The organism is Nocardia australiensis (genome assembly GCF_020733705.1).
In the GTDB taxonomy this organism is placed as follows: domain Bacteria; phylum Actinomycetota; class Actinomycetes; order Mycobacteriales; family Mycobacteriaceae; genus Nocardia; species Nocardia australiensis.
This window is the reverse complement of the sequence record NZ_JAJFZM010000001.1, coordinates 265,732-281,764: the sequence shown is the minus strand read 5'-3', so window position 1 is coordinate 281,764 and position 16,033 is coordinate 265,732. Positions and strand designations below refer to the sequence as shown.

The following is a 16,033-nucleotide window of genomic DNA, read 5'->3' as shown; positions in this document are numbered from 1 at the left end:
AAACCGGCGGATCTACTGACCACCCGACGGACCCCATCCCTTAGATGACGACTCGTCCGTGACCGAGGATATTCCCTCCGTTCCCCGGGCCGCCGCCCATAGCCGGGAATACGGTCCGGCGGCGGCCAGCAGTTCGTCGTGCGTGCCGATTTCCGCGATCTTTCCATGATCGACGACAGCGATCCGGTCCGCCCGCGCGGCGGTGCCGAGCCGGTGCGCGACGACCACGGTGGTCCGGCCGCGAGCCAGCGATCGGCTCGCTACCAGCACCGCGGCCTCGGCATCCGGGTCGAGCGTCGCGGTGGCCTCGTCCAGCAGTAGCAGATCCGGATCGACCAGCTCGGCCCGTGCCAGCGCGACGAGCTGACGTTGTCCCGCCGACAGTCCGCGACCGCGTTCGCCGATCGGCTGACGCATGCCGAGCGGCAGCGCGGCGATCATGTCGGCGGCACCAACCGATCTCGCGGCGGCAGTGATCTCCGACACGGTCGCCGATGGTTTCCCGAATGCGATGTTGCTCGCGACGTCACCGGTGAACAGGTGAGCTTCCTGCGGGACGATGCCGAGCCTGGACCGATAGTCGGCGAGGCGGTAGTCGCGAAGGTCGACGCCGTCGACTCGGATCGCGCCGGTCGTCACGTCATCGTCGGCGGGGAGATCGTAGAGGCGGGCGAGGAGTTTGACGATCGTGGATTTGCCTGCGCCGGTCGGGCCGACAAGTGCGAGGGTGGAGCCTGCGGGAATGCGGAGTGTCACATCGTCAAGGGCCGGAGTCGTGGTGCCCGGATAGTGGAATCGAATGTCATCGACGCCGACCTCGCCGCGCAGTCCGTCCGTGATCGCGACGGCGTCGGGCGGGTCGGCGGCGATCGATGACGGCGTGCGCAGGAGCTCGCCTATGCGGCGCAGCCCGACCCGCGCCTGCTGATATCCGTCGAACACCTGCGAGAGTTGCAAGATCGGCCCGAACAGCAGTTCCAGATACAGCACGAAGGCGATCAGGGTACCCGGGCTCGTCGTGCCGTTCGCGACGTCGCGGGCGCCGACGAACACCACTGCGGCCAGTGCCAGATCGGCCCAGGCGATGACGAACGCGAAATACAGGGCGATGGCGCGTTGGGCTCGCATTCGGCTGTTGCGATAGCGCTGCGAGTACTGGGCGAATCGGTGCGCGGCGCGCGGCTCGTGCCGGTTGGCCTGGACCGCTCGTAGTCCGCTGACATTTTCCTGGAAGTCGGCGTTCACTACCGAAATGTGTTCACGCGACACGGTATACGCGGTGGACGAGACGCGGCGAAACAGCATGGTCGCCACCAGCAGCGGGGGCAACGCCACGAGCACGGTGGTCGCGAGGGCGGCATCGATGACCAGCAGTGCGACCGCGATTCCGATGAGCGTCAGGCCGCCGATCAGCGCGGTCGCGACGCCGGTTTGCAGGAATGTCGACAGGGCGTCGACGTCGGTGGTCATCCGGGTCATGATGCGCCCGGACAGTTCCCGCTCGTAGTAGTCCAGGCCCAACCGCTGCAGGTGGGCGTAGCTGCGCACGCGCAGGCCGTACAGCACGCGTTCACCGGTGCGTGCGGTGAACACGGTCGCTGCGGCGCCGACCACCCAGCCCGCCGCCACCAGTGCGAGGCCGACTATCGCCGCGGTGGCGAGCGCACCGGAATTGTCATGGCCGATACCGGTATCGATCGCGTATCGCACCAGCGGCGGGAACGCGATGCCGAGCACCGCGTCCATGGCCAGCAGGCTGATCACGCCGAGCACCAGCCAGCGGACCGGCCGCAGCAGCCGAGCAAGCCGGAACCCGGGATCAGGTCGGCGCAACCGCTCGTCGTCAAGGCCAGGCTGCTCGGTGGCTGGTGGCAGGCGCTCGATATCGCGGCGCAGTTCCGGTGTCTCGCTGAGGTCGGCCACCGCGCCCATCATCGACCTCGACCCGCCGCCCGCCCTGGGGCCGCGTGCGATAGGTGTCGGGAGCGCGGCGGTGTCGAGGTGCTCGACGGTATGGTGTCCGGCCGGTGCGGGCAGGCGGATCACCCGGTCGGCGTGCGCGAGGGTGGACTCACGGTGGGCGAGGATGAGCGTGGTGCGTCCGCCCTGGTCGGACAGGGTGCCGAAGATCGCGGCCTCGGTGACGGCGTCCACCGCGGAAGTCGCGTCGTCGAGCACCAGAATGCGCGGCCGTGCCAGCAACGCCCTGGCCAGCGCGATTCGCTGGCGCTGGCCACCAGAGAGCGTCAGCCCGCGCTCACCGACGACGGTGTCGTAGCCGTCGGATAGTTCGGTGATGAATTCGTCGGCCGCCGCCAACTTCGCGGCGTGGCGGATATCGGCGTCGGTGGCGTCGGGTTCGCCGAGGGCGATATTCGCGGCGATAGTGTCCGAGAAGAGGAAGGGGTCGTCGAAGACAACGCCGATGGCGCTTCGAAGATCGGCGGCGCGGACGTCAGCGATATCGATCGCGGGCTGCGCATGGCCTGCGTCGGTGCGCTCTTCGGCCGCTGCGGCGAGCCCGTCGGTGGGGTGTTCGACGCGGGAGAGTCGCGTGTCCGATAGCTCCGGGTGTGCGAATTGTGCAGCAGCCGTGTCGGTTTCGGTGCCGAACAATCGAATGCTGCCGGAATCGGGTGTGTAGAAGCGTGGCAGCAGCAGCGAGAGGGTCGTCTTGCCGGAGCCCGCTGGACCGATGATGGCGACCGTTTCGCCGGGCCGTACCGTCAGGTCCAGATCACGTAATACCGGGCGTTCGGTGTCGAAGCCGAAAGTGAGCGAGTCGATTTCGATGCCGAGCGGACCGTCGGGCAGCGTGCTGGGCGTGGCCGGGTCGGCGATTGTCGGCGCGGTGTCGATCACCTGGTAGACGCGTTCGGCCGCCGCGCGGGTCAGTTGCGCCATGATCACCACCGAGGTCATGGTGCGTGCGGTCGAGGTCATGGTGGCGACATAGGCGGCGAAGGCGAGGAAGGTGCCGATGCCGATCGCGCCGTGCAGCGCGAGCGTGCCGCCGAAGGCGATCACCGCGACCAGCCCGATTTGCGGGATAGCCGAGACGGACGGCGTGAACCGTGCGTTGATCCCGGCCGCGCGCATCCGTTCGGCATACAGCGTCCGGCCGTGCCGCTCCAGCACGTTCACCATGCGGGCTTCCTGCCCGAACCCCTTGACCACCCGGACCCCGGTGACCGTCTCCTCGACATGCTGGGCGACATCGGCCGCGCGCTGCTGCGCCGACCAGGTCGCCGCGTACAGCCGGGGCCGCATTCGGTACACCACCAGCGTGATCGCGGGGACCACGAGCAATGCGACGGCCGCCAGCGGCGCGGACAACCACACCATCACACCGGCGGCCAGCAGAAACTCGAGTAGCGCCATGCTCGACAGCGGCGCGAGTGCCAATAGGCCCTGCACCAGTTGTAGATCGGTGATCGACCGCGACACCACCTGACCTGTGCGTATCGCGTCCTGCCCCGCCCCGTCCAGCCGCTGCAGCGAGCCGAGCAGTTGGAGCCGAAGACGGTGCTGCACATCCAGCGACAGTCGTCCCGCCAGCGCCCGGCGGCCGAACGCCGCACAGAATCGCCCCACCGCCAGCAGCGCGAGTAACCCGGCGACGGTCCCGATAACCGCGGTATCGCCGGCACCGGCCGCGTCGAGTGCCCGCTTGGTGAGCAGCGGCGCGGCGATCTCCACCAGGGCACCTGCCACCACCGCGGCAACGAGCAAGGCGAGTACGCCGCCGTATGACCGGCTTTCGGCCCACAGCCTGCGTATCCAGCCGCGTCGATGCACGTCGATCTCACTCAACTCAGGATGTCCCCGTCTCGCCTGCCCGCTGTTGCCCGTGGACTGTAACGACGCACACCGACACGCTGTTGTTCCCGGTGCGCGGGCACCGGCCGCTGCTGGGGCGAACCTCAGAACTCCCGCTGACGGACCGACCACCAGCCCGCACCGGCTACGCCGATGGTCCACAACAGCAGCACCACGATGGCGGCCGGCGTCGGGGCGAGCAGGTCCGTATCGGGGAACGACTCGACCGCGACGGTGCTCACGGTCGCCGCGCCGGGCAGCAGGGTGGCGAATCCGGCTATGCCCATTGCCTTGACGACCAGCCAGACCAGCGGTTCGACGATAATGAGCCAACCGAGCAGCACCACGATCGAGCCCGTCGCGGTGCGCAGCAGCAGTCCCAGGCCCGCGCCGATCAGCGACCAGCACACCGTGGCCAGCAGTCCACCGCCGAGCACCGCGAACAGCCGCAGGCCGATATCGAATTTGTCGTGCCCGAACCCGATCAGACAGGCCATGGACACCAGTTCGACCACGAGCGCCGCCGCCAGCGCGAAACCGGCGGTGACCAGGAGTTTCGCGGCCACAAGGCGATCCCGGTGCGGACTGAAGAGCATCGTGATCGGCATGGTGGCGTAGCGGTATTCGCCGCCGCTGCCCGCCGCCCCGAACGCGCCCGCGACCAGGATCGCCACCGCGAGGCCCAGGTATAGGCCGATGGTCGCGGCGCCGGTGGCCGGATTCGATTTGGGGTCGGCGGGTCCGGAGAGGACGGCTGTGACCGCGCTCGCGACGATCGCGATGGCGGGCACCGCGACACCGAGGATCTGGCTCGGACGCAGCGTGGTGACCTTGCGGACCTCGGAGTTGACCGTCGGGACCAGGTCCGCGGGCAGGGTGTCGATCATCGTGGAATCCCGTAGGGCGTCGGCGTCGGATGTTGGGCGGCCACCCCTGGATACGGGGCGAGCGTTTGCTGGGGACGTGTCGGTCTGGTCAGTGCGGCGAGGACCCGGTCGGGATGGATCGGGTCGGGGGTGACGCTGTCGAGTCGCACACCCGCGGCCCTCGCGGCATCGTGGATCTGCCCCGCGGTCGCCTCGGCCACCGCGAGTCGTCCGTCCGGGCGGATCACCGCGTCGGTGAAGCCATTGGCGGCCAGCGTCGTTGCGAGCGCGATCGGGGTGGACGCGGCGACCACTAGACGATCGGGGTGGCTACGGCGCAGCTTGGCGGGGGTGCCCTGATAGGTAATCGAGCCTTCGCTCACCACGATCAGGCTGTCCGCGATCGGGATCACCGCGGCGAGGCTCTCGCTCGACAGCAATACCGTGCCGCCGCGGTGGGTGTGTCCGCGCAGGAACTCTTGTAGCCAAACACGTTCCGCGCCGACCAGCCCGGCCATGGGTTCGTCGAGCACCAGCAGCGGCGGATCGCCGAGCAGCGCGGTCGCCAGCGCCGCCTGGGTCTGCTGCCCGGTCGACAGTGCCGCTGCGCGCACATCGGCCGCGTCGCCGAGACCGACCAGATCGATCACCTGCTCGACCCGTTCGTCGGTGACACCGATCGCCGCCGCGTATACCCGCAGATGATCGCGCGCCGAGCGCAACGGATGCAGTCCACGCGAGTCGAGCATGCCGCCGACGGCTCCCGTGGGCCGGACCGAGCCCGATCCACCGACCTCGACCGAGCCGGTGGTCGGCGCGAGCAGACCGAGCAGGATCCGCAGAATCGTCGTCTTGCCCGCGCCAGGTGGCCCGACCAGGGCGGCGGCCGTACCGAGCGGGACGGTGAAGCTCACATTCTCGATAGCCGCGACGAGGTCGTAGCGCTTGCTCAGGTCACGGACGGCGAAGGCGGGCGGTTTGGCCGTGCTCATCGCTGGGTGGCCGGGGGTTGTGGCCGCACGGCGTCGAGCGCGGTCAGCGGATCGGCGTCCACGATGAGATGGCGATCCGGTGGCCATATGGTCGGTGCGGGCCCGAAAGCCTTGCGCGCGTTAATGATTGTGGCCTTTCCGAGGGCACGATTACCGAAACCGCCGATCACCGCGCCGATGCCGGCCGGGACCACCTTGCCAGCCATCAGCGCAGCGCGTTTGGTGATGAAACGGATGATGAACCGTTTGAGCAGCGAATCGTTCATGCCCGACAATCCAGGAATGCGGTTGGCGAATACCGTGCCCCAGTTCTTCGCCGAATGGCCGACCGTCTTCTCGACGATCTCCATCCCGGTGTCGCCGAGTACCACCGCGAGCACCAGGGCTCGGCGCTGCGCCTTGTCGTCGGGGGAGACGCCGTGCACGGCCGCCACCGCGAGGGTGAAGACGGCCGAGGCCTCCATGAAAAAAGTTGTCTCGGCGCTGACCGCGGCGACGGCCGCGACGGTACCGACCCCGGGCACCGCGGCCGTGGCGCCGACCGCGCTACCGCTGCCTGTTACCGCGAGCAGATATTGGTTTTCCAGCCGCGCGATGACCTGCGCCGGCTTCTCGTCCGGATGGGAGCGCCTGATCCGGTCGACGTACCTGGCGACGGCGGGCGCCTGCAACCGCGACCCGGTATCGAGTAGCTGGATCACCGTCTTCTCGAACGTGCCCTTGAACACGGCGACATCCTCCCTTTTCCGCCTCTACTGGTTGAACTGTATGGCACCGACGGCCGTCAGCTCCTCCTGATAACGAAGTACCCGATCGTTCGGGTTCCAAGGCCGCGATCGTCGATGGCTACGCGGGGGAGTGCAGTGCGGGCACCCGCTCGCTCAGCGGCGGCGGAGGTGGTGGGGTGCCGTCACCGAACGGCCTGCCGCCCAGCGCTTCCCGGCCGTGCGGGGTAAGCCAGTTGGTCAGATCAGGGCCCTTGGGCACGATGCGAGTCGGGTTGATGTCGGTGTGTACGACGTAGTAGTGGGTCTTGATCTGCCCGAAATCGATGGTGTCGCCGAAGCCAGGGGTCTGGTAGAGGTCGCGCGCGTATGCCCACAGCACCGGCATCTCGCTCAGCTCGCTGCGGTTGCATTTGAAATGCCCGTGATAGACCGGATCGAATCGGACCAGCGTGGTGAACAGTCGCACATCGGCCTCGGTGATGGTGTCACCCACCAGATATCGCTGCCTGGTCAGGCGCTCTGAGAGCCAGTCGAGCCGGGCGAAGAGACGATCATAGGCCGCGTCATACGCGTCCTGGGCGCCTGCGAATCCGCACCGATACACGCCATTGTTGACGTCGCGGAAGACCGCGAGATTCACCTCATCGATCTCGGCCCGCAACGCCTCCGGGTAGAGCTGGGGTGCGCCGGGACGATGAAATTCGGTCCATTCGCCGGAGAAGTCGAGGGTCATCTGGGCGTAGTCGTTGGTGACCACCTGACCAGTGGGAACATCCACGATGGCGGGCACGGTAATGCCACGCGGATAGTCGGGGAAGCGGGCCAGATACGCATCGCGCAACCGGGGTATACCGAGCACGGGATCGACCCCGCCGGGATCGAGATCGAAAGTCCAGCTGAGTTTGTCGTGCGTCGGCCCGCACAGGCCGAGGGACAGCGCGTCCTCCAGGCCGAGCAGCCTGCGCACGATCAGCGTGCGGTTGGCCCATGGACAGGCCCGCGCCGCGACCAGTCGATAACGACCGGCGGCCACCGGATAGCCGTCGCGTCCGTCGGCGGTGATCCGGGTCTGGATGTAATTGGTGTCGCGCTTGAACTCGCCGGGCTCGACGTAGGAACCACTCTCGGATGCCGACTTGGTCACCCTGACAGTCTCGCAGACGCATGCCTAGGCTGACCCGATGAGTGAAACGAAGGCAACCCGCCTGGTCCGCACCAGCACCGACAGTGGCGCGGAGGTGGCCACCCTGACACTGGCGAGCCCGCCGCTGAACCTCTTCGATCAGGCCATGCTCGACGCGCTGATCGCCGACCTCGCCGAGTTGTCGGCGAACCCGCCGCGCGCGCTTCTGCTGCGCGCCGAGGGCAAGCTGGTCTCCGGCGGTGTCGATGTGCACGTTTTCGACGGCCTGTCCAGCGAACAGGGCGCCGAACTATGGCGGACTCTTTTCGCTCAGATCATCCATCCGCTGGAGGCGCTGCCGTGCCCGGTGGTGTTCGCCGCGCACGGGCTCACCCTGACCGCGGCGTTCGAAATGGCGCTGGCCTGTGACCTGATCCTGGCCGCGCCGAAAGCGAAGTTCGGTCTGGTGGAAACGGTGGTCGGGCTGACGCCGTCGATGGGCGGCCCGCAGCGTCTGGCCGAGCGGGCCGGATCGGGACGGGCCAGGGAATTCGTGATGACGGGCGAACTCTACGACGCGGCGACAATGGCCGACTGGGGCGTGGTGAACGCTCTGCACGACGACGTCGATACTGCCGCCGTCGAACTCACCCATCGTCTCGCCGACGGGCCGACCAAGGCGCACGCCGCGACCAAGCAGATCATCGAGGCGTGGCGTTCCGGCGGTGTGGCACATGCCGATTCGGTGACCCCGGAGGTGTCGGGCGCGTTGTTCGATACCGCCGATCTATGCGGCGCGGTGCGTAGCTTCCTCGATGTGGGGCCGGGTAAGGCCACCTACACCGGTAAATGACGAGTCGGACATCTTCGCCGCCTAATCACCCCAAAAATGTGACTCGGGTCATATAGTCGCAAGAGCCTGCCGGCTCGAGGCGCGTGTGCGGAGGACCCATGTCACAGCTCTTGGTCGAATACCCACTGACCCGTCCACCTATCTGCGACAACCCGCTGGCCCGTGGTGCCGACGGGGTGCTGCGCTACGGAAATCTGACGCCCGCGCTCACCGAACTGCTCGACCTACGGGTGCACGCGTTCGCGAACCGGGAAGCCGTCGTCGAGATCGGCGGACCCCGGCTCACCTATCGGCAGCTGTGGCATTCCGCCTCGCGTATCGCGGGTGGTTTGCAGGAGCACGGCATCGGATTCGGTGATCGGGTCGCGATCCACATGCCCGCGGGCGTGCGGTGGGTGCAGGCGTTCCTCGGCGCGCTGCTCAGCGGCGCGGTGCCGGTGCTGGTGCACGATGGGCTGCCCACCGAGGTCGCCGAGCGTGTGATCGCCGACAGCAACACCGATTTCGTACTCGGCTCGGGTGCCGGTGGAGGCGAGCCGGTGCTACCCGACGGCGCCGCGTTCATCGATGACGGTGCGGCACTGGGTGATCTGGCGCTGCTGTGTTACACCAGCGGTGGCCGGGTGCCGATGGGTGTCGAATTGACCAACGAGAATCTGTTGTCCGCGATCCGTTCGGTGGTCGCGGCGCTGGATCTGCCGACCGATGGTCTGCGCAATCTCGTGCTTTTGCCGCTGGCGCACGCCAGCGGATGCGTGGACCAGTTGCTGCCGACGTTTGCGGTGGGCGGGACGGTGGTGCTCGCGCCCGATTCCCGTGGGCTCGCGCAGATGCTGGTGGCCGAGCGGATCGACATGGTGTCGGCGACGCCGCGCATCTTCGGCCGCCTGCTACCGAAGCTCGCGGCTTCTCGCACGGATGGTCTTGGCGCCGAATCCATTTCGCGAATCAGCAATGCCGGCCATCGCGCCGAACGATCGTGTTCACCTCCTGAGCTCGCCGCGGCGCTTCGCGACGCGTTCCCGGCGGCCAGGCAGTGGTCGGTCTGGGGTGCGACCGAGACCAGCGGCATCGGCCTCGTCGTCGATGATGTCTATGCCGCCGCCGATACCGTGCTCGGGTTCCCTTTCGGCGGTACGGAATTGGCATTGTGGGGCCCTCGGGCCGGGGCCGGTCAGGGCGAATTGCTCTGTCGCGGACCGAATGTCACCCACCGCTATTGGAACGACCCGAAATCCACCGCGGATCGTTTCACCGGTAGCTGGTTCCACACCGGCGATCAGGTGACGATTGCCGCCGATGGCCTGGTTCGACGTGGGACGGGCCACTGACAGTCGCGCGGCGAAGGCGAGCGGGCCGCTTACTCCAAAAGTCGTTCCCGCAGTCGCCCGCGCAACCGTGGCGTGAGGCCGATCGCGGTGAGATAGGTGTCGAATTCACCGTGCCGCTCGCGCACCGATGTCAGCGCGGCGGCGAGGTATTCCTCCCGTACGCCGAGTAGGTCGTCGGAGAGTTCTTCGCCCGCAACCAATTTCGTCGACAACATGGCGCGCAGCGACGCCACCGCGCCGTTACTCAGCAGGAAGTCGGCCAGTACGTCGTCCTCGGTGACCTCGACAGCGCGCAGCAGCGTGGCGACCGCCCATCCGGTACGGTCCTTGCCCGCGGCGCAGTGCACGAGCACCGCGCCATCGCCGCGCGCGATCGACTCCGCGATGGCGACGATCGCGCGGTGCGCTTCCGGTAGTTCGGGAAACACCCGATAGACCTCGAGCATGTGCGCCAGCGTGGAGCCGGTCCGCGCATCGTGCGGCGGTGCCTCGCCCATCCGTAAATCGAAGGGCGTGATGTTCAGACGTATCCCGTCGGGCAGATTGTCGTGGCCGATGTGGTCGATCTCGCGCAGGCCGCGCAGGTCGTGCACGTCGGTAATGCCGAGTTCGCGCAGGATGATGTGTCCGGCCGGGTCCAGACCGCTGAGTTGAGCCGAGCGCAGCAGCACGCCGGGGCGGACCTTCGCGCCGTCGAGGGCGCGCAAACCGCCGACATCTCGGAAGTTGAACGTGCCGGAGATATGGAACTGATCGGCGGGGGGCGAGAGAGTCACCGATCCAGGCTATCGGCCCGGCGGTGTCACCGTGATGTGTTATCGGATCGAACGGCGAACGACGAGGTGACCGAATTGCGAGGATTTGGTGTGTGTTCGCCCACACGATGCGAAAGATCCGGCGAGGGTGAACGTAGAGTGGACAACGGTATGTTTTCCGGTGGGATGGCCGAAAGCGACGCCTAGAGCGGCGATTCCAGGGCACGCCGGTAGTCATCATGGCATTCCGGTTGGGTAACAAAACATTCTTCCAGTCTGGAAATACCCACTGAATCCGTTCTTAAACCCCGAAAAGCCTCTACCATTGACGAATGTTGTACGTGGGCCGCCAGGCTGTTCCCCAGCTGGGGATTCCCGAAAGCGGCCCGCCATGTTCAGCGAGTCGCGCCGTCCAGGGTGCGAGTTTTTCGCCGAGGGAGTCGTCGTTGAGCGTTCGTGGAGAAGTAGTGGTTGGCCAGTTGCGGCCGACCATCTGCGAGGCAGTCGAAAAGGCGGCGGCTTCGCTCGATATCGCCGGAGTTCGAGCCTTGCGGGTGCTGCTGCACGCCGGGGTCAGTGCGTATTGGCCCCTGGTCAAGGCTGCCCCGGTCAAGCAGGTCCGTGCCTACGAGGAGACGGTGCAGTCGCTGCGTCAACGCTGGGACGAGGAGTCGGGCTGTGTTGCCGATCCGTCCGCGGCGGACGTGTTGCGGAAGATGGATACCGAGGTCGCGGCATTTCTCGACCTCTGTGCCGCGCGTTCGGGTGCGCAGTGGCTCGAGCCGGTGGACGCCATAGCCGCGTACGCGGTGTCGGTACTGCAGGGGACGGTATTGCGTTGGCTCTCCGATTGCGATGACGAGACCACGTTGGTGGTACTCGACGATCTGGTCAGCAGCCTGGCGACCCGGGCCGTCGAAGTGTGATCGGAGGGACCACCCCGTCAATACTGGACGAATGACCAGTTTGATGGTTGAGTTGTTCTGGTGACCGAAACGTCGCCGATTGCCACACTCCACGCGGCCACGGTTGAGCTCGACCCGCCGCTGGCCGCCCTCGACCTGACCGCGTTGCGCGCGAACGCCGCCGACATGGTGCGCCGCGCGGGCGGTGTGCCGGTCCGCGTGGCCAGTAAGTCGGTCCGCTGCCGTGCTGTACTCGAGCAGGTGCTCGGCACCGACTTGACCGCGGACGGCGGATTCGCGGGCATCATGTCCTATTCACTCGCCGAAGCCATCTGGCTGGTTCGCCACGGCGCGCGCGATGTCCTGCTCGGCTATCCGACCGTGGACCGTGCCGCGCTGGCCGAACTCGCCGGTGACGACACCCTGCGCGAGTCCATCACGCTCATGATCGACGACCAGGCGCAGCTGGAACTCATGCGCACCGCGCTCGGCAGCGACCTGGTGCGCCCTCGGGTGTGCCTGGACGTGGATGCGTCGCTGCGTATCGGGCCGGTGCACCTGGGTGTGCGTCGCTCGCCGGTGCGCAGCCCGGAGCAGGCCGCCACGCTGGCTCGTGCGGCGGTGCGGCGCGGCTTCGAGGTCGTCGGCGTTATGACCTATGAGGCGCAGATCGCCGGGCTGCCAGACTCGAATATTGCTGTGCGACTTGTGAAGAAGGCATCAGCGGCCGAAATCGCCAAGCGCCGTGGGCGAGTGCTGGAGGCCGTCCGATCGGTAGTCGGCAAGTTGGAGATCGTCAATAGCGGCGGCACCGGGTCGATCGAGGTGAGCATCGGCGATCCCGATGTCACCGAGGTGACCGCAGGCTCCGGGCTCTATGTTCCAACGCTGTTCGATCACTACCGTTCCTTCACTCCGCGCCCCGCGCTGTTCTTCGCGACGTCCGTGTTGCGCAAACCCACGCCGTCGATTGCCACGGTTTTCGCGGGCGGCTACATCGCCTCGGGACCAGCCGGTCCGGCGCGGGTGCCGAAACCGGTGTGGCCAACGGGCTTACGGCTGATCGGCACCGAAGGCGCCGGAGAGGTGCAGACCCCGCTGTCCGGCGCTGGGGAAGTGGAGATCGGTGACCGGGTGTGGTTCCGGCACGCGAAGGCGGGCGAACTCTGTGAGCGTTTCGACCGTATCCACCTGGTCGATGGCGACGGCGGCCGCACCACGGTGCCCACCTATCGGGGCGAGGGCAACTGCTTCGGCTAACCCAGACGCAGGAAGCGCGCCAGGTCTGGTAGATCCTCCGGCGCGGCGGGCAGATATTCGGTGAGCAGCGGCGAGCGAATGATGATCGCCTTCCACATCGCCCGGCACAGGGTGGCCTGAATCAGGCTGCGCGACAGCAGGAACGGCATCCCATATGGTGCGTCGGCCGGGCTGGACGTGGTCATCGAGAGCAACACCACGGCGGCCTCGCGGCCCCGGAAACGGTCGGCCGTGCCGACCAGCACATCCTCGATCTTCGCGCGTGCCAACAGGGTTCGGATCAAACCGACCTGGGCGCTGTAGGGCGCGACGACGAAGATATCGTGCGGATGCAGCCGCCGCGTGAGCGCGCCGATGGTCCAGGGCAGGCCGAGTAGTGCGCGTACCCGGCGGACCACCTCGCGCGCCTCGGCCGGCGACTCGAGCGAGTTACCGGTGTGGCTCACCAGGACGGTGTCCACCCCCGGCGGCACGCCGTCGAGTTGTCGTGCGAGTGTGACGGTTTCGTTGGCCCGCAGCCTGCTGTCGTAGTACAGGCGGGAAATCGGTTCGCAGACCCGTGGATGCATCCGCCAAGTTCGGTCCAGGAAGTAGCCGCGCTCCGTGGGCAGGGTATTGCGCCCCTCGGTGAGCCAGCCGAGCACCGATTCACCGACCGGTTCCGGATGGGCGCTGCGCGTGGTCGGCGGCGCTGGATCGCCCAACAGCAACAGGTTTCGCGCACTGACCGCGACCGCGACGGTCTCGGCCAGCGGAAAAGAACCCGCGTCGGCAATGACCAGCAGGTCGAGCCGCTCGTGCGATATCAGCTCGTCATTTGCGAAATCCGCCGGGGCGCCACCGATTACACACCCGTTGACGGCATTGTCCAGGAACCGCGCATACCGGGAGCCGTCGATGACGGCCCACTCGGGCGCCACGGCCGCGACGTCCTTCTTCGCCACCAACTCCGGTAGAACCCCGATCTCGACGATCAGGTCGAGCAGGTTCTCTACGGTCGAATGTGCCTGCGCGACAATGCCTATGCGCCATTTGTGTCGGGTGACCAGCCGCTCGATCGCGCGTGCGGCGGTGGAGAGCTTTCCGGTGCCCGACGGGCCCTGCACCGCGAGGTAGGAGTGATCCAGCTCGCGCACGGCCTTGGTGATGGCCGCCGCGTGATCGCCGTGCACCTCGGGGAGCGTGCCCGATCGCAGCAGCCGTGGCCTGCGGCGGGCCAGGATGTCGAACGCGGCGCCGGAGGGAATCTCCGGTAGCGCCATCAGCAGCTCTTGGGCGACGAATTCGACTGCGGTCTCGGTGGTTTCGTCCCAGGCAGGGAGACCGGGCGCGATCGCGGTCGGTAACTCGTCATAGGGTTCGCAGCCATCCGACAGCAGTTCTTCCAGTCGCACGGCGTCGTCGAAATCGGCATCGACCGAACAACCGAGCACGGTGGCGACGGCGGTGGCCCGCCTGCCGACCGCGGTCACCATGCCCGCGGCGACCGGGCGGTCGTAAAAGGTGTACACAGTGGTGCCCGGCGCGAGTACGGTTTTCGCCGCCACCGCGCCCGCCGTATTCGGGCCCGCCCCACCAGCCGTTCGCACACCTGCCTCGGTGCCCCAGCCGACACCGATCCGGCCGGTCAACGTGAGATACCGGCGCATCGTCGCCCGGTCCGGGCTGCGATGCCATTTGGTGTCCACCGTGCCCCAGTCGGCGACGAGCACACCGGGGGCGTCGGGCCATTCGTCGACCGGATGACTGAGCCGGTCGGCGTGCGCCCACCACAGCGGCTGGCGTTCGCGCCGGTGGTAGCCGAGCGCCGCGGCCATCAGGGCGGCCGGATGATGCGGTTCATCGTGTGCCGCCGCGTATTCCGCGAGCGCCGCTTCGATCGAGGAGGGCCGGGCCTGCGGACCCGCGTCCAGTTCGCCGGGGCCGGTCACCAGGCACCACGAGCTGGCTCGCTCCAGCGTTACGGCCTGCGGGTCGATCCGTTGTTCGGCGGCCCGGTCCACCAGCCAGTCCCGCAGCCGCAGCACCGTGACACAATCACGTTCGGTTGTCGACGAATGCGCCGCACCGGGTAGCAACCGTGCCAGCATGTCGAGCCGGTAGGACTGCTCCCCGATGAGCAGCGCGTTACGCACGGTCGGATACAGGTCGACCAGCACGCCCGCGTGTAGCAGCGCGTCGGCGGCCTCCTCACCGATACCGTGCGCGCCGGTCCAGCGCAGCAATGCCGACCGGACCCCGGACGAATAGTGGTAGATGTGCATCTCCGGATACATCCGGCGGCGCTGCTGGAAATAGCCGAGCACCTGCTCGAGCGCGTGCCGCTGACCGGCATCGTCACCGGGTTCCAGTCGTAGGGACAAGTGCACGGTGCCGGGCCCGCCGATCTCGATGCCGACTGGCCTGCCAGCCTGACCCGCGTCGAAGGTGAGCGAGAGGTCGCCAGGAGAGGGTGGTGGTAGCGCGCCGAGCGCGATCGCGTCGACGAGATGATGTGCCGGTTGCCCGGAATCCTCGCGGCGCAGCTGGATTTCGGCCTGTTTCCGAAGCACGTCGAAGGTTCGCGGCGGTAGGCCGGGCACCGTGGACGCGGTGGTCGCCAGCCGGTCGATAGTGGCGACACCCGCCTCGCGCAACCGTGCTCGGGCGGTGCGAGGCATCCCGGCGACCAGCAGCAGATCGCGTGCCGTCGCGATCGCATCGGTGCAGGTGGCGCAATGCCCGCAGGCGAGATAACGCGGATCGCCCCACTGCACCGGCAGCAGCTCGCTCAACTTGTCGTCCAGCATGCTTTCCACCCGGCTACGGCGCGCGAGATAGACCGGCAGCAGATTTGTGAGCGCGTGCGCGGTGCCTCGCGCACCGTGATGTAGCCGGACGGTCGGTGCTGTCAAGGCGCCGTCGGCGTCCAACGCCTCGGCGCACGCGGCCAATTCCAGCGCCGCACCCACGTGATCATCCGGGCCCGACGCGGTGCCGTGCACGGTGTAGCGGACCCGATGACCCGCCCGCACCAGAAAATCGGCGGAGCAGGCGAATCGTCCGTCGAAGAAAGTGGCCCCGCCGACCACCTGCACGCCGGATCGTAACGCGGCGACGGTTTCGGCGTGCGCGGCGTGCAATGCGGCGATACGGGTCGAGGGCTCGTCGGACTCGCGCGCGTCGCAATGGATTTCCACCATCGCGGCGCCGAAGCGGGCCCGCAGGTCCGCGAGCCTGCGTTCGCGGGAATCATCGTGTCTCACGCCCGGTCGCGACACCGGCCCGGATCGCGCGTCCGCCATTGGCGCGATCATGCCCAGTTCGGTATCGAGGGCACGCAGCAACGCAAACTCACAACGCGCCGCGCGCACGAGGTCGACGGCGGTGCAGACGACACGATCACCGAACACGAACAACGC

The 16,033-nt window shown here is 67.6% G+C and carries 11 protein-coding genes; 4 read left to right on the top strand and 7 right to left on the bottom strand.

The window, feature by feature from the left end; genetic code table 11:
- Positions 1-12 precede the first annotated feature (12 nt).
- From LKE06_RS01330 to LKE06_RS01310, 5 genes are all read right to left on the bottom strand, one after another.
- Complete coding sequence (locus LKE06_RS01330) at positions 13-3,813, bottom strand: ABC transporter transmembrane domain-containing protein (protein ID WP_372477270.1); 3,801 nt, start codon at positions 3,811-3,813, stop codon at positions 13-15.
- A gap of 110 nt (positions 3,814-3,923) precedes the next feature.
- The gene (locus LKE06_RS01325) at positions 3,924-4,706 is read right to left on the bottom strand and encodes an ABC transporter permease (RefSeq protein ID WP_227996464.1); all 783 of its coding nucleotides are present in this window, start codon (positions 4,704-4,706) and stop codon (positions 3,924-3,926) included.
- A complete protein-coding gene (locus LKE06_RS01320) occupies positions 4,703-5,677 on the bottom strand; it encodes an ABC transporter ATP-binding protein (RefSeq protein ID WP_227996462.1) in 975 nt (324 codons plus the stop codon). The genes LKE06_RS01325 and LKE06_RS01320 overlap by 4 nt, the downstream gene beginning before the upstream one ends.
- Complete coding sequence (locus tag LKE06_RS01315) at positions 5,674-6,405, bottom strand: hypothetical protein (RefSeq protein WP_227996460.1); 732 nt, start codon at positions 6,403-6,405, stop codon at positions 5,674-5,676. Before LKE06_RS01315 ends, LKE06_RS01320 begins: the two co-directional genes overlap by 4 nt.
- A 118-nt stretch (positions 6,406-6,523) precedes the next feature.
- On the bottom strand, positions 6,524-7,549 hold the full coding sequence (locus LKE06_RS01310) for a glutathione S-transferase family protein (protein WP_227996458.1): 1,026 nt from the start codon (positions 7,547-7,549) through the stop codon (positions 6,524-6,526).
- 37 nt (positions 7,550-7,586) lie between these two features.
- On the opposite strand from LKE06_RS01310, the gene LKE06_RS01305 reads away from it, so the two are divergent.
- Positions 7,587-8,381 (top strand): enoyl-CoA hydratase/isomerase family protein, encoded by a 795-nt coding sequence (locus LKE06_RS01305; protein ID WP_227996456.1) that lies wholly within the window; start codon positions 7,587-7,589, stop codon positions 8,379-8,381.
- A gap of 98 nt (positions 8,382-8,479) precedes the next feature.
- Entirely contained in the window at positions 8,480-9,712 is a 1,233-nt protein-coding gene (locus LKE06_RS01300; protein WP_227996454.1) for a class I adenylate-forming enzyme family protein, read from the top strand.
- A 29-nt stretch (positions 9,713-9,741) separates the two neighbouring features.
- Here LKE06_RS01300 and LKE06_RS01295 read toward each other — a convergent pair whose 3' ends face one another.
- Positions 9,742-10,488 carry a tyrosine-protein phosphatase gene (locus LKE06_RS01295; protein ID WP_227996452.1) on the bottom strand — a complete coding sequence of 249 codons (747 nt, stop codon included), beginning with the start codon at positions 10,486-10,488 and terminating at the stop codon, positions 9,742-9,744.
- A gap of 425 nt (positions 10,489-10,913) precedes the next feature.
- Between LKE06_RS01295 and LKE06_RS01290 the strand changes: the two genes are divergently transcribed.
- Positions 10,914-11,393, top strand: coding sequence for a TetR family transcriptional regulator (locus tag LKE06_RS01290; RefSeq protein WP_227996450.1), 480 nt, complete (start codon positions 10,914-10,916; stop codon positions 11,391-11,393).
- A 60-nt stretch (positions 11,394-11,453) separates the two neighbouring features.
- Positions 11,454-12,632 carry an amino acid deaminase/aldolase gene (locus LKE06_RS01285; protein WP_227996448.1) on the top strand — a complete coding sequence of 393 codons (1,179 nt, stop codon included), beginning with the start codon at positions 11,454-11,456 and terminating at the stop codon, positions 12,630-12,632.
- Here the strand turns inward: LKE06_RS01285 and LKE06_RS01280 are convergent.
- Positions 12,629-16,024, bottom strand: a complete 3,396-nt coding sequence (locus tag LKE06_RS01280; RefSeq protein WP_227999228.1) for an AAA domain-containing protein — start codon at positions 16,022-16,024, stop codon at positions 12,629-12,631. The two genes, LKE06_RS01285 and LKE06_RS01280, sit on opposite strands and share 4 nt — an antisense overlap.
- Between the last annotated feature and the right edge of the window lie 9 nt (positions 16,025-16,033).